The organism is Oceanobacillus sp. FSL K6-0251 (genome assembly GCF_038004725.1).
Lineage (GTDB): Bacteria > Bacillota > Bacilli > Bacillales > Amphibacillaceae > Oceanobacillus > Oceanobacillus oncorhynchi.
Genome location: NZ_JBBORS010000001.1, coordinates 2,357,800 through 2,372,900 on the forward strand (window position 1 = coordinate 2,357,800; position 15,101 = coordinate 2,372,900).

General features: G+C 40.6%; 13 protein-coding genes. 7 read left to right on the plus strand and 6 right to left on the minus strand.

Features of this window, described 5'->3' with window-relative positions; genetic code table 11:
* The first annotated feature begins 73 nt into the window (after nt 1–73).
* Entirely contained in the window at nt 74–1,258 is a 1,185-nt protein-coding gene (locus MKY45_RS11900) for an MFS transporter (RefSeq protein ID WP_341172970.1), read from the plus strand.
* Between the two features lie 55 nt (nt 1,259–1,313).
* On the opposite strand, the gene MKY45_RS11905 is transcribed toward MKY45_RS11900, so the two are convergent.
* Nucleotides 1,314–1,643: a PH domain-containing protein gene (locus MKY45_RS11905; RefSeq protein ID WP_244882400.1), complete on the minus strand. Its 330-nt coding sequence runs from the start codon at nt 1,641–1,643 to the stop codon at nt 1,314–1,316.
* Between the two features lie 201 nt (nt 1,644–1,844).
* The gene (locus MKY45_RS11910; protein WP_332093679.1) at nt 1,845–2,711 is read right to left on the minus strand and encodes a LysR family transcriptional regulator; all 867 of its coding nucleotides are present in this window, start codon (nt 2,709–2,711) and stop codon (nt 1,845–1,847) included.
* Nucleotides 2,712–2,866: 155 nt separating this feature from the next.
* Here MKY45_RS11910 and MKY45_RS11915 point away from each other — a divergent pair, with 155 nt between their 5' ends.
* A complete protein-coding gene (locus MKY45_RS11915; RefSeq protein ID WP_341172971.1) occupies nt 2,867–4,297 on the plus strand; it encodes an MFS transporter in 1,431 nt (476 codons plus the stop codon).
* Nucleotides 4,298–4,582: 285 nt separating this feature from the next.
* Here MKY45_RS11915 and MKY45_RS11920 read toward each other — a convergent pair whose 3' ends face one another.
* The gene (locus MKY45_RS11920; protein WP_084612971.1) at nt 4,583–4,936 is read right to left on the minus strand and encodes a winged helix-turn-helix transcriptional regulator; all 354 of its coding nucleotides are present in this window, start codon (nt 4,934–4,936) and stop codon (nt 4,583–4,585) included.
* A 493-nt stretch (nt 4,937–5,429) separates the two neighbouring features.
* On the opposite strand from MKY45_RS11920, the gene MKY45_RS11925 reads away from it, so the two are divergent.
* The 3 genes from MKY45_RS11925 (at nt 5,430) to MKY45_RS11935 (ending at nt 8,764) form a co-directional block, all read left to right on the plus strand.
* Complete coding sequence (locus tag MKY45_RS11925; protein ID WP_193062137.1) at nt 5,430–6,587, plus strand: MFS transporter; 1,158 nt, start codon at nt 5,430–5,432, stop codon at nt 6,585–6,587.
* A 159-nt stretch (nt 6,588–6,746) separates the two neighbouring features.
* Entirely contained in the window at nt 6,747–8,036 is a 1,290-nt protein-coding gene (locus MKY45_RS11930) for a hypothetical protein (RefSeq protein WP_341172972.1), read from the plus strand.
* Nucleotides 8,037–8,284: 248 nt separating this feature from the next.
* Nucleotides 8,285–8,764 carry a PaaI family thioesterase gene (locus MKY45_RS11935; protein WP_193062139.1) on the plus strand — a complete coding sequence of 160 codons (480 nt, stop codon included), beginning with the start codon at nt 8,285–8,287 and terminating at the stop codon, nt 8,762–8,764.
* Between the two features lie 315 nt (nt 8,765–9,079).
* On the opposite strand, the gene ahpF is transcribed toward MKY45_RS11935, so the two are convergent.
* Nucleotides 9,080–10,609, minus strand: a complete 1,530-nt coding sequence (gene ahpF / locus MKY45_RS11940) for an alkyl hydroperoxide reductase subunit F (protein ID WP_332093682.1) — start codon at nt 10,607–10,609, stop codon at nt 9,080–9,082.
* Between the two features lie 190 nt (nt 10,610–10,799).
* Nucleotides 10,800–11,363, minus strand: a complete 564-nt coding sequence (gene ahpC, locus MKY45_RS11945; RefSeq protein ID WP_042534036.1) for an alkyl hydroperoxide reductase subunit C — start codon at nt 11,361–11,363, stop codon at nt 10,800–10,802.
* A 271-nt stretch (nt 11,364–11,634) separates the two neighbouring features.
* Between ahpC and MKY45_RS11950 the strand changes: the two genes are divergently transcribed.
* Both MKY45_RS11950 and MKY45_RS11955 read left to right on the plus strand, forming a co-directional pair.
* The gene (locus MKY45_RS11950) at nt 11,635–11,772 is read left to right on the plus strand and encodes a hypothetical protein (RefSeq protein WP_341172973.1); all 138 of its coding nucleotides are present in this window, start codon (nt 11,635–11,637) and stop codon (nt 11,770–11,772) included.
* A gap of 112 nt (nt 11,773–11,884) precedes the next feature.
* Nucleotides 11,885–13,192, plus strand: coding sequence for an MFS transporter (locus MKY45_RS11955; protein WP_193062142.1), 1,308 nt, complete (start codon nt 11,885–11,887; stop codon nt 13,190–13,192).
* 108 nt (nt 13,193–13,300) lie between these two features.
* Here the strand turns inward: MKY45_RS11955 and MKY45_RS11960 are convergent, their stop codons facing one another.
* Nucleotides 13,301–14,692, minus strand: coding sequence for an aminotransferase-like domain-containing protein (locus tag MKY45_RS11960; protein ID WP_193062143.1), 1,392 nt, complete (start codon nt 14,690–14,692; stop codon nt 13,301–13,303).
* Nucleotides 14,693–15,101: the final 409 nt, after the last annotated feature.

Sequence of the window (15,101 nt, forward strand, 5' to 3'; positions counted from 1 at the left end):
AAATATCAATTTTACTTATGTTAACACGGGATTTACAATAAATTCAATGTTTAAATAAGGGAGAGGATACAAAATGAAAAACAATATAAACCAATTTACAATTATTCTTTTGGCCTTAGGAGCTTTTGTAACAGGAACAGGGGAGTTTGTAGTTTCAGGAATATTGGAACTGATTTCTTTTGATTTGGATATTTCTATTTCAACTGCCGGACAATTGATTACGATTTATTCCTTATCTTATGCTGTTGGCGCTTTGGTATTGGTTATCTTAACCTCCAAATTTGACCGTAAAAAGGTCCTTTTATACGCCATCGTTATGGTTATTCTAGGAAATCTGGTTGCGTTTTTCAGCTATCATTTTATCGTTCTTATGCTGTCCAGAGTTATCCAGGCAATGAGCGGAGGATTATTTATTGTAGTAGCTACCAATTATGCTGCTCAAATTGCAGCACCTGAAAAAAAGGGAAGCGCCATGGCAACAGTGCTTACGGGTTTTACTATCTCCTTAGTACTTGGGGTACCCTTAGGAACATTTTTAGCAGGATATGTAGATTGGCGGTATATTTTCCTGATTATTGCACTTGGTACGGTATTGTTATTAGCAGGACTGTATAAATTATTGCCGGCTATTGAAGGAAACCAGCCGCTGCCGTTTAAACAGCAATTGCTGATTATCAAAGATAAACGGGTGCTTACAGGGTTATTGACGACCATTTTTTGGATTTTAGGGTATACCATGGTCTTTGCCTATATTGCTCCATTGTTAAGTAATACAGCTGGCTTTTCCATAGAGATGACAAGTATCGCTTTATTTGTTTTAGGAGCTTTTGCTTTTATCGGCTCCCGTTTTGGAGGATACGCGGTAGATAAATGGGGGCCTGATCGAACCATATCGCTTAGCTTATGTATCCACATTATTGCGTTATTTGTTTTGGCATTGACACAATATACCATGACAGGCGTATTTATCACGTTGGCAGTTTGGGGAATAGCAACATGGACAACCACGCCGGCAAAGCAATTTTATTTAGTATCTTTAAAGCCGCAAACATCTGAAACCGTACTGAGTTTTAATACTGCATTAATGAATGTGGGAATGATGTTAGGTTCTGCGCTGGGCGGTCTTATTATTCAGTATATAAATATCGTCCATTTAAGCTGGATTGCCGGATTATTTGTAATTATCGCGTTTATTTTCATCCGGTGTTCTTTCTACTTAAACAAAAACGGGCAAGGTAATTATGAAATGAATGAATAGATAAAAGAACCCCACATTCTCTGACAAGTTGGGGTTCTTTTCCTTGAATAAAGGTTTATTCCTGAATAATTACATGAGGAGATCGTTTTTTTAATTCCGTGATAAATTCTCTTCTATTCTTTGGTGAAATCTTTACACTGCCAAGGATGGCTGAATCGTAAAATAATTCAAGTCCATTCCTGGCAGATAGAATGCGATAACCAGTAAAGATATCTTTTGTCGACGAAATTTTCCTTATGCTTTGATAAGCGATTTTACTCTTGAATGGTCCGCCTTTCACTAACAGATAATTATCATAGAAAATATACTTGATCGAAAAAGACATCCATAACAAGGCTCCTGCTAAAATAATAAAGATAGCAGTCATTATTATGACGATGCCCATGGATGCCTCTTTATCAATGAGTGGAGGTAAGAGCGTTACGGCACCTATTAATAAAAACCACAATGGACATAAACGTTACGAAAAAACCATCTATTTTTGAACGGAAAATCATGGCGCGTTCTCACCTTTCTTGCAGTTGCTTTCCAAATATATTTTCTTACTGTTTCTATCCAGCCATTATAAGGGGTTTTTCTCTTTATTTCATTCACCCCAATGCAGACTCTGCTCTTTCATCAATGAAATCATTGCTTGCATAGCAGGGGAGAGCTGTTTGTTTTTATGGTTCACAATAAACGTCGCATTTCCTGTATGGTTTAATGAAATAAATTCACCTAGAATTTGTTCGGAAGCAAGTTCCTTTTCTACCGCGAAATAGGGCAAGATGGAAAAACCGAGTCCGGAAAGCACGCATTGCTTAATTGCTTCCAAACTGGAAAAGTTTAATGTATTTTTTGCCTCGATTTGTTCTTCCTGTATATATGCTTCCAGCATGCTTTTATAACTGCAGCTTTCTTCGGTGGAGAGAATCGTATTTTCACTATCTTCTGGGCAGACAGGCCGTACCAGAACAATCGATTCATCCTTTATTTTTTCAATCGTCAGCTCTTTATCAAACCAGTCATTTCTTTCCAAAACAAAGGCCATATCAATTTGTCCGTTCTTAAGCGCGGCAGAAATCTCCTTATTTTCAAGAGAACGTAAAGATAACGACACATCGGGGTATCTTTTTTTGTACTCCATCAGAATGGACGGAATCCTGTATTGTGAGAAGATTTCTGTAACTCCGATAACAAGACTGCCCTTTGGCGCATCATTCATATTCATGGTTTCCGCTGCTTCATTGTATAAATCAACGATTTTAACAGCATATGGGTGAAATTGGGTTCCGTAGTTTGTCAGAAATACTTTTCTGCCAATACGGTCGAATAAAGGTTTTTTTAATTCCTTCTCCAGCTCCTTCACGTGTACCGTCACCGATGACTGTGAATAATCCAGATATTCCGCTGCACGTTTAAATCCGCCTTTTTCCACGATTGTTTTAAACGTGATTAAATGACGTAATTCCATCTATTTGTCCTCCTTGATGAATAGTTTAATATTATTAAACTATTCATTTAAAAAGATTCGTTTTATTAAACTTTTATGTATTAGTATAATCAAATCATGTTCTGTTGGAAAGGGAGAGAGCAGAAAAACTTAAAAATGAAAGAGAGGGCTTTAGATTGAAAGAAAGATATCCAACATTATCACAGCCGGCTACATTATTAGGGTTATTTATTCTTTTGTTAGCCGGTTTTATGACCATTCTTGATCTTTTTATAGTGAATGTGGCAATTCCGAGTATACAAGGAGATCTGGGGGCAAGCTTTTCACAAATCGCTTTTATCGTTGCTGGTTATGAACTTGGTTTTGGCGTGCTTTTGATTACTGGAGGCAGGCTCGGGGACCGTTTTGGGCGCAAGCGTCTGTTTATCGTGGGGATGTTTGGCTTTACTATTACATCTGCATTATGCGGGCTGGCAATTAATCCAGATATGCTGATTATTGCTAGAATACTTCAAGGCCTGACCGCCGCGATGATGCAGCCGCAAATCTACTCTTCCATCCGGGTCAATTTTTCAGGCAGAGAAAGAGGAATTGCTTTCAGTTTGCTTGGGATGGTATTAGGCCTTGCTGCTATTGCGGGTCAAGTGCTTGGCGGTTTTATTGTAGAAGTCGATTTTGGAGGACTCGGCTGGCGGATGATCTTCTTAATCAATATTCCCATCGGCATTTTCTCCATTCTAACGGCACGATTCATCCCGGAATCGCATGCTCCGGAGCGTCCACTGCTGGATTGGGGCGGAGTAGTTATTGTCAGTCTTGGACTGATTTTATTTCTTGTCCCGCTTATTGAATCACAGAATCATGGCTGGACGATATGGAGTTTCTTATCCCTTGCGGCGGCAGCATGGATACTATTTGGTTTTTGGCGGCATCAGGAAAGACGGCGCCTTGCTAAAAGGCAGCCGCTGGTAGACACCATGCTCTTACGCCAATCCCGGTTTGCCATGGGCGGCAGTCTCGTCTTGCTGATATATTCTACTTCGTCCGTGTTTTTCTTATGCTATGCGTTATTAGTACAAACAGGGCTGGGTTTAAGTCCGCTTTCCGCCGGGATTCTTTTTGTGCCCTGCAGTATCGGATTTACTGCTGCTTCGATAGCAGCGCCCCGCCTGGTAGAGCGTTTTGGAACGATGACGATCTTTTGGGGCGCTGTCTTTTATACCTTTTCCTTTGCTGTATTAATCTGGCAAGTATGGACTGCAGGAGGCGATTTGGTAGCTGTTCATTTAATTACAGCACTTGTTTTTGTAGGGATTGGCCAAGGATTAGTCATGACACCGCTCTTAAACCTGGTATTAGGGTTTGTAGAAGAAAGCAAAGCAGGCATGGCCTCAGGAATTATTTCTACTTTACAGCAGGTTGGCGCAGCTGTCGGCCTGGCAGCAGTAAGCATATTTTTTGGGAGTATTGTTGCTGATGCTGACGGGGGAAACAGCGGTCTATATGCTTCTGCTTTCGTCAATGCGATGTTTTATAATCTTATTGCTTCATTAGTTTCCGCAATTCTGCTTTGGGAAATGGCAAAAGAGCGGGTGGAAGGAAGCTGATTTATTGTTTTAATACTATAAAACAGATAAATGGGGAGGATTTTGTTAAAAAGCACTATTCTTTAATATGTACTTCTTTATTGCTATTTGGAATTGACGGCTATCATTTATCTGCTTGATTAACATTTAGTTTTAATTTAAGTAAAGGATAACCATGGTATATTTTATGCTTAACGTTTGAAAACTGGAGTAAGAAGAAAAACAGATCACTTGTATCATTTATTAAAAGATAACAAGTGGTCTGTTTTTATATTTTAAAATTCACTCTCCAAACCAGCATTTCAATTATTTATTGCAGACCTCTAAAGCATTTTTATTTTTCTCCATAAATTCCTCATGCGTAAAACCCCACGCACACATCTCTCTTAAAATAGGCTCCAATGATTTTCCATGTGCTGATAAAGAATATTCTACTCTTGGCGGAATTTCCTGGTAGACAACACGATGAACCAGTCCGTCTTTTTCTAACTCCCGAAGCTGCTGTGTAAGTACCCCCTGCGTTATTTCAGGCATGAGGTGTCGTAATTCTCCGAAGCGTTTTGTGCCCTTTTCTAAAAGGATGAATAAGATATGCGGTTTCCATTTACCGCCAATTGCTTGAAGCGCAGTTACAATTCCGTATTTTGATAAATCGTCCAAAAGAACTTTCCTCCTTATAGTAAAAGCTTTCAGTCACTATTTCATACGAAGTATGTTAACCATACCAGAGAAAATAAAGAAAAGTAATCAATTTGCCTTACAGCATTCTGGCTTTGTAGATATGGATAAAAATTATAAAGCTGTAACCCGGACAGGGCTTTATTTGTACCTTTTACCATACTGAGTATGAAAAATATGCCTACTTTTCAAGTGATATTTTGCTCACCATAATAAAAGGTGTTAATAGCTAGTAACCAAAGGGGGATAAATCCATGACATGCACGTGAAAGAATTAAATGGCATTTACTGCTTGTGGAAAGTGGGAGAGGAAAAGCTTTTCTTTATATATGCTGATGCAGAAGACGAACAAAGGATACGGAAGAAGCTAAACACAAGATTTGGACGATATATATGAATTTTTATGGAACATCATAATATAACGCTTACTCTGTACTGTTCCGTAAAATAGAATATAAATTTGGAGTGGATACAATTGCCTTTTGCAGTTTTTATATTAGGTTTTCTTATATTTTCGCAAACAACATCAGAATTTATGGTGGCTGGAATTATGCCATCTCTATCAGAAGAATTTAACGTATCGATTGCAGCCATCGGTTATCTAATTTCAGCGTATGCAGTAGGGATGATTGCAGGCGGACCGATTCTAACCATTGCTTTACTAAAGGTTCCGTTAAAAAAAGGATTAATGGCTTTAACACTTGTCTTTCTGATTGGACAGACCATTGCTGCCGTTTCTCCCAATTATGAAGTGATGATGGCGGCGCGTGTCGTACAAGGGATAGCTTCTTCCGCAACGTTTGGAACAGCTATGTCGCTTGCCTATCAACTCGTCCCTGATCAGCTACGAGCGAGGGCGGCTTCCATTGTATTAGGCGGATTAATGATTGCAACTGCTGCCGGAGTCCCATTTGCGATGGTGTTTAATTTGTATTTAGGCTGGCGTGCCAGCTTCTGGGCGGTTGTTGTCTTAGTATTTATCGCAGCCATATTCGTACAGTTCCTGATTCCAGCCTTCGAATCAAAGGAAAAGAAAAGTATCCGTATCAAAAAAGAAATCAGTTCCTTTAAAAACGGTCGGTTATGGGCTGCCTATACGACGAATGTATTTATTATCGGCGCTACTTTTGCAGCATTCAGCTATTTTACGCCAATCCTGACTGAAGTCACAGGATTTAGCGCTGGTGTTGTTCCTTTTATTCTAGGAGTCTATGGTGCAGCAACGGTTATTGGTAATATTATTGTCGGCAGATTAGCAGACTTGCATATGATGCCTGTCATGACAGTTGGGCTAGTTATTCTGACAGCTGCACTGATTCTGTTTGGATCCTTTGCGGAAATTCCTGTCATCGCTGTTGCCGCAGTTATTATCATCGGTTTAACCGGAGTGTCTTTAAATCCGGCGATGGCAAAAAGGGTTTTAAGTGTTTCAAATACAGGAACGCTGGTAGCCACAGTAAATAACTCTATGATTAATCTTGGACTCATGATTGGTTCATCTGTTGGCGGATTAACGATTGATGCCGGGTTTGGAGTCACTTCTCCTTTATGGGTTGGCGTTATCCTGGGGATTATTGGATTGACTACATTGCTTCCGTTTATTCGAAGGGATAAATTTACTGTAAATGCTTAGCGAGGAACTAAACGCATTTGTGAAATTCTTCTAAAACAAATTGTTGAACTCTGCTTACATTTATATGTCTCATCCAACCTCAGAAAGCAAACATCGTTTTATTTTTTAAATCCCGGGAATAGTTTTAACTAACGAAGCCATTATTTTGGAGGGATTATTTTGAAAAAAATAGGCGTTGTTTTAGGACTGTTTTTATTTAGTTTCGTATTGGCGGCATGCAATAATACAAATGAAACAGATTCTGCAGAGGAAACACCGTCAAATAATGAGGCAGATTCAGAAGAAGATGGAGATGAGACAGATTCAAACAATCCAGAGGAGGATGCTGCATCTGATAAGAACCCGGTGGAAAACGAGGAGGAAAACAACCATTCCGATAACGAAGCAGAAGAGCAGGACTATACAGAAGAACAAGTCTCCGGTGACTACCTGATTCACGCCGAGTGGCTGGATGGCACGGATTTATTGCTTTACTTCACGCGGACAGCGGATGAGATGACACGTGAAGAGCGGATACATCAATCATTAATGGAAAGTGATCCTTCACAACGTGATCTGTTCTCTGCTACGACCAATTTTGAGGTCGACGGAACAGCAGTGAACTTGTACTATAATGAAGAGGATGATTTAAGTATGGCATCCACGGAGTCGGCGATGTTTTGGGAAGCGCTGAATGAGATTGGCTTTCGGTATGGTTTGGATGAATTTAACCTTTTTAATCAGGATGGGGAAAGAGGACTGACTTTTGCGGAAAATCATTGGCAGGATCCCGTTGAAATCGAACAAGAGCCGAATCGCGGATACTATGTTATGTCTCCAGAAGAAACAGAGCGAGGGGAGCACACGTATATCAGCGGGGCTGTAGCGGGAGAAGAAATATCTGCGGAGGATGGCGAACTATTTGATTTCGGCCAGACAATTGAAGCGATGGCAACCACAACGAACGACAACGGGTCTTATCACTCCGGAATCTACGAAGGTCTGGAAATCGAAGAAGCAGAGGTAGATGGGAATCAAGCGATGGTGACATATCATATCAATGAGGAGGCAGAACCGACTCAACAAGAACGTGAAGATTTTGAGCAGGTTCTTCAACTAACTGCGCTCGATTTTCAGGTCGAGGAGCTCCAGCTGGTAAATGAAACGGATCAAGTTATTTCCACCTACCCTTTATTGAATGAAGCAGGTGACAATAATGGCACAGCAGAAGAGGATGATAACCAATCCGAAGATACTTCAAACGCAAATGAACAGGAGGAAAACGGAATAACGGAAGAGGATGCGACAAAAAACGTGTTTGACTATGTAGATGAGCATAGCGACACTAACCGGGAAGATGTAAAAGCCATGGTACAAGATGACGAGGACGAAGAAGGCTACTATACTGTTCAAGCATTTGTGTTTTCAGGAGAAGAAGGGGAAGCGCAGATGACAAACACCATAGGCTGATATCTGGTAGATAAAGAAACCGGGGAAGTCAAAGAAAAGGAGCTTTAACGAACAGAATAGCTTGATGGTTATTCATATAGAAAGAACTTGTTTTGATTATTTTTCAAAATAGGTTCTTTCTATTTATTTATCAGAATATTATTGCACATCAGGAAGAACTTGTATATATTGATAGTACAACATGACAGATTACCAGCTTATATTCCATCTGATTTATTGAGATTTATAAAGTCGAAGGAGGGGACAGTGTGGAAGAAAAGATAGAAAAAGCAATACAAGATATTTATCCCGATGATTTTTCCTGGTGCTATGGATGCGGCCGACTAAATAAAGATGGTCACCACCTGCGGACTGGATGGCAAGGAGATAAGACAATTACCATTTTTACGCCTGATTCAAAGTACATGGGAATCCCGGGTTTTGTTTACGGCGGGTTGATAGCTTCGTTAATGGACTGTCATGGGTCAGGTTCGGCTGCACTTGCTTTACACCGCAAAAACGGAAATGAAATTGGTGATGGTTCGGTACCGCCCAGATTTGTCACTGCAGGCCTCCATGTGGAATTCCTGCAGCCAACTCCACAGGATACGCCGCTAAAGGCCATTGGAACAGTGGAGGAAATTCATCCGAAAAGATGGAAGGTCCATACAGAAATCTTTGCAGATGATACTCTCTGCGCACGTGGAGAGGTCGTTCTTGTCGTTATGCCGAGTACGTTTTTAAAATAGAAATTTTTTTGAATATCATGCAGTATAGTGTGTTAAGTTAACATAAAGGAAGTTATCAAAATCCCAAATACCAAGTTACACTTTTTAGGAGTGAGTTGGTATTTTTTTAGCAAAAGGGACTTATCGAATAAGCCTCGATAAGCCTGTACCAAAAGGGAAGGGACGTATAACTGGGGCCGACTTGGCTACATCGATGATAGATCAGTTGGAAAATCCAGATTCTATCGGCAACGTTGCCTATGTTTGCGCCAAATAAAAGTTAAATTGATTCATAGATAAAAAGACTAGCAGGATTTTCCCGCTAGTCTTTCCGCCTTAATTACGAATTAAGTGATCAAATGCACCTAAAGCCGCAGTGGCTCCAGATCCCATTGAAATAATGATTTGTTTATATGCGCTGTCTGTGCAGTCTCCTGCAGCGAATAGGCCGGGAATATTGGTAGAACCGCGTTTATCTACAATGATTTCTCCAAATTTGCTGCGTTCCACCGTGTCTTCCAGCCATTCCGTATTTGGCACAAGGCCAATTTGTACAAAGACACCAGCAAGTTCGATGCTGTGTTCTTCTTCCGTTTCACGGTCAACATAGCGAAGCCCTTGCACTTTTTGATCACCATAGATTTCAGAAGTACGAGCATTTGTGATAACTGTTACGTTTGGCAAGCTATATACACGCTCTTGTAAAACCTTATCTGCTTTCAGTTCGGGAAGGAATTCAAGAACTGTGACATGCTTAACGATTCCGGCTAAATCAATGGCTGCTTCAATCCCGGAATTACCGCCGCCGATAACCGCTACATCTTTTCCTTCAAAAATTGGGCCGTCACAGTGCGGGCAATAAGCAACCCCTTTATTTTTGAATTCTGCTTCCCCGGGGACGCCAATATTTCTCCAGCGTGCACCGGTGGAAAGCACAACTGTTTTACTTTTCAGTGTTGCACCATTTTCCAGTTCTAATTCAAATAAGTCTTTTTTCTCCAGTGATTTAGCACGCATCGAGTCCATGATATCAACTTCATAATCGCGAACATGCTCTTCCAGGCTTGCTGCCAATTTCGGACCTTCTGTATATTTGGTAGTGATGAAGTTCTCGATGCCCATGGTATCTTGAACCTGTCCGCCAAAGCGTTCCGCTACGACACCGGTACGAATTCCTTTTCGTGCTGCATAGATAGCTGCGCTGGCGCCAGCAGGACCGCCGCCGACAACAAGCACATCAAATGCTTCTTTATCGTTCAGGCCGGATACATCCACAGTCGTAGTGCCTAATTTTTCAAGGATGCTTTTTAGAGTTTGGCGTCCGTTAACAAAGGATTCTCCATTTAAGAAGACAGATGGGACGGCCATCACGCCATTATCGTCTGCTTCTTCTTTAAATGCAGATCCTTCAATCATGGTATGCGTAATTGCAGGGTGAACCACGCTCATTAAATTCAAGGCCTGGACTACGTCAGGACAATTATGGCAGGAAAGGCTGACATACGATTCAAAATGGAGCGGTCCCTGCAATTGCTTGATTTGTTCCAGGAGTTTCACATCTGCTTTCGGCGGACGGCCGCTCACTTGCAATAATGCAAGAACAAGAGAGGTGAATTCATGCCCAAGTGGAACACCGGCAAAAGCAATGCCTGAATCTTCTCCAGGACGATTTACGCTAAAGGTCGGAGTGCGCGGGAATTCACCTTGTTCGATTGTGATTTTATCAGACATTCCGGCAATTTCATTGACCAGTTCCTCTGCTTCTTTGGAAACATCGTCAGCGCCAAAGCTTACTTTGAGTACAATGTCATTTTCCAATAGCTGCAAATATTCTTTAAGTTGTGATTTGATTTCTTGATCGAGCATAGTAAACCTCTTTTCTCTATTAAAATCGGAAAAACTAAAATGAATCTCTTTGTTCATAGCTGTCTCGGAATTTCCCCTGATGGAGAAATCTGTATCGATAGGCTGTATAACACAAAGGAAGTTCGACGCACGTAACGCCGAACCCCGTTTAAATTTAAATTACAGCCGTTAACCGGCTAACCGTGCTTTCTTAGATTTTTCCAACTAAATCTAGGCTTGGTTTTAATGTTTCTCCATCTTCTTCCCATTTAGCAGGGCAAACTTCATCTGGATTTTCACGTACATATTGTGCCGCTTTGATTTTATTGATTAATGTGCTGGCGTCACGGCCAATACCATCAGCGTTAATTTCTACAGCTTGGATAACGCCGTCTGGATCAATAATAAATGTACCGCGATCAGCCAGTCCTGCATCTTCTCTTAATACTTCAAAGTTACGGGAAATTTGCTGAGAAGGGTCACCAATCATCGTATATTCAATTTTGTTGATAGCATCTGATGCTTCATGCCATGCTTTATGCACAAAATGTGTATCTGTAGAAACAGAATAAACCTCTGTACCAAGATTTTTTAATTCAGCATATTGATTTTGTAAGTCCTCTAATTCGGTCGGGCAAACAAAAGAGAAGTCTGCTGGATAGAAACAAACAACGCTCCATTGACCTTTGAAATTTTCTTCGGATACATCTACAAATTCACCTTGATGAAATGCAGTTGCTTGAAATGGTTGTACTTCTTTACCTATTAGTGACATAATGTATGTCCTCCTTGCAAAATAGTAATCTTATAATTATTGATTTTTATCAATAAAAACAATAATTATAATCTAATAATAATTATTCTAAATTAGAGATAATTTGTCAAGGAACCCAAGTGAAAAAGTGCATTATTTCACTTGAATTATTAACAAATTGTGAACGAAATAAGCTGTCTTATATTGTTCTTTTATTCTAAAATTGAATAACTAATTGAGAATAGAGTATAACATTTGCGAACGGATTCGGCAAATGAAAAAGGGGCAATTTGTGTTTTTCTTCACAGAACTGCAAAGAACAATTCCAGAAACAGATAAAAGCAGGGGCGGCGTTTCAAAAGAAATCATAGAAGGGCGTCATAGAATAGAAATGCTTCATCTATTTGGCCGCCATACAATGATTTTATAATATTGTTTGCCATACAATTATTGTGTTGTATGGTTTTTTCATTCGTGATAAGCTATCTAAATATTATGATTGTTACTAAAAAAGAACTGTATTAGTATGAAGGCGGGATAAAATGGCGGAAGATAATGAAATAAAACTTGGAGATAGTTCAGCTTGGCTGCAAGCATATATTGACTCTCCAGAAAAACAAAAACAACTGTATAAGAAAACATTAATGGTTGTCATTATGTCTCAAATATTTGGAGGCGCAGGTCTTGCAGCGGGAATTACCGTAGGGGCGCTCCTCGCACAGGATATGCTGGGAACAGATAGCATAACAGGGATTCCTACAGCATTATTTACCTTAGGATCTGCAGGGACAGCGTTACTTGTAGGACGGCTTTCTCAACGCTACGGACGTCGTTTTGGACTTTCAGCAGGTTTTTTAACTGGAGGGATTGGGGCCATTGGTGTCGTTATGGCTGCATTAATGAACAGCATTGTCCTTTTATTTATTGCGCTGTTTATCTACGGGGCAGGAACAGCCACCAATCTGCAAGCGCGTTATGCAGGAACAGACTTGGCAGGTTCAACGCAACGGGCTAAAGCTGTAAGTATGGCCATGGTTTCTACTACATTAGGCGCTGTTGCCGGACCGAATCTGGTGGAATTTATGGGAGATGTTGCGATATTTCTGGGAGTACCTGCTTTGGCAGGCCCATTTATATTAGCAGCAGCAGCTTATATACTAGCAGGATTGGTACTTTTATTTTATCTGCGTCCTGATCCGCTGCTTGTAGCGAAAGCCATCTCTAATTCCGAGAAAAGCAACAGCCATTCAAAGACAGAAAAAAACATGGGTGGGCTACCCAAAAACAGGAAAGGTATTTGGGCAGGAGCTGCAGTAATGGTTTTAACGCAGTTTGTTATGATTGCCATTATGACTATGACGCCGATACATATGGGGCATCATGGGCATGACTTGCAGGCTGTCGGCCTAGTGATTGGTTTTCATGTTGGCGCAATGTATTTTCCTTCTTTAATAACCGGGAGCTTAGTCGATAAAGTCGGCCGGGCTGCGATGGCTGTTGCTTCTGCGGTTACGCTGCTTGCTTCTGGTGTTTTAGCTGCGTTGGGACCTGCGGATTCGATGACAGTACTTATTACAGCGCTCGTGTTACTTGGTCTTGGTTGGAATTTTGGTTTGATTAGTGGAACCGCAATCCTGGTAGACTCTACTTCATTAGACAGCCGGGCGAAGACGCAGGGAACCGTAGATGTCTGGATTGCTTTGTCCGGAGCGTTAGGGGGCGGAATATCTGGAATGATTGTAGCAAATTCCAGTTATGCATTCCTTTCCATTGGTGGTGCGATTCTTTCATTACTGCTTATACCTATCATTATTTGGGCAGATATTAATAAACAGAAAAGAGCTTCATAGAGTGATGCGTATACATCTTTTGATATAAGAATGAAATAACACATATATTTATCTAAATGCCTGAATCCTTTCATCTCAAAAGTTCAGGCATTTTAGATGCTTTCAATCCTATGAAAGGATGCTGTCTAGTAATCGTTTAAGAATAATCAGGCCATGCTCGAGCTCTTCAGTTGTTTCCGGGGCACAAACGGCAACTCTTACAGCTCTTTCTGGAGAACTGTTACCAACTACAAAGCGTTCTGCTGCGTAGACCTGTACACCTTGCTGTGCGGCAAGCAATTCAAATTGCGCACCTGTTATTTTGCCTGGCAGCAGCACCCAGCGGAAGATGCCTATATCAGCCCCCAAGCATGTGCAATCAGCCAAATAACGGTCAAAAACTTCATTCCTGCGAATCGCTTCATGAAGATGTCCTTCAATTAAATCTTCAAACTGGTTGGATACAATGGTCCGTGCTGCCAGTTCTGCTAATAAGGGAGAGACGGATATATTTAAATTATACAGTGCTTTTGAAATGAGCTCCTTATATTGTTTCGGCGCCGCCACATAAGCTAATCGCAGCCCTGGTGCTATGGACTTTGATAAACTGGCAACATAAATGGTCTGTTCAGGCGCAAAAGCGGCAATTGCCGGATATGCTTTTTTATGATGAAGGTTATATGTCGCGTCTTCTATAATAATCTGGTTATACTTTTTAGCAATTGCTGCGATTTCTTTTCGATTTTCGACAGGCATACAGCAAGCTGTTGGATTGTGGTAGTCGGGAACTACATATATCCCTTTGATATGCTCGTTTTTACAGGCATCTTCAAAAGCAGAGGGGCTCATGATATGATTCTCTGCTTTGATCGGTATGATGTGTATACCAAACATTGCGGCAACCGTTTTTAATCCAGGATAAGTATGGGAATCAGCGCCAATACGGTCGCCGGATTTATAGAGGCTGGCTAATATAGCCGTAATGGCATTTTGTCCTCCATTTGCAAATAAGATATGGTCAACAGTCGTTTCATAGCCGCCTCTTTTGATAAATTTTACGGCAGCGTCTTTTTGCCAAAGACTGTCTCCGGCACGGCCATAACCAAACCATTTTTCATAGTCTGTTTCCTGTGCCATGCTTTTTAATTGGAGCTGAAGTAGTTTATAAGAATCATTATCAGGCAATGTAGCGCCCATTTCGATTAAATGCTTTGGCTTTGTATCCTCTAGTAAATAGGCATTGGATAGCGCATCGTAAGCTACAAAAGTTCCGCTGCCGACAGATGAACTTAACAAGCCTTTTAACCCGCACATTTTAAAAGCTTTTGAAATGGTACTTAAATTTAAATCTAAATAATCAGCCAACTCTCGCTGAGGAGGAAGCTTTGTTCCTGGCAATAAATTTCCATTTAGTATATCGTCCTCCAATTGCTGGGCGAGAGTTTGATAAACTGGCTTTTTGTTTTTATTGAGCAACGGTTTCCAAGACATCGGATAGTTTTCAAAAGAATTAATAGACATGTTCTTCCCCCTCTTATACAATTTTACGCTGTTTATTTCGACAGTTTCTTACAATTTCAATGATTTCTTAAAATACTGAATAACATCCTTGCTTTATATTGTATAAGCATATTCTTCCCATCTGCAATTCTTTTTTTGAATTTACTAAACCTCATGATGAGTTAATGCCTTAGGAAGCAATTGCAATTGCAGAGCAAATTGCCGATCCTGACAAACTAAAAACCAAACCTTCCAATAAAATAAGGTTTGGTTTTTAGTTTGTTTGTCATTATCAAGCAAACGGCTGCTCCGCTGTGTCTTTTTATAGCAGGGGGTAAGCAGCTCCGGGTTCAACGCATAATCTACATACTCTTTTGTGATTTCAGCAAGTTGTTCCTCCTTGATGACCGACACCATTCAGCGCAAATGG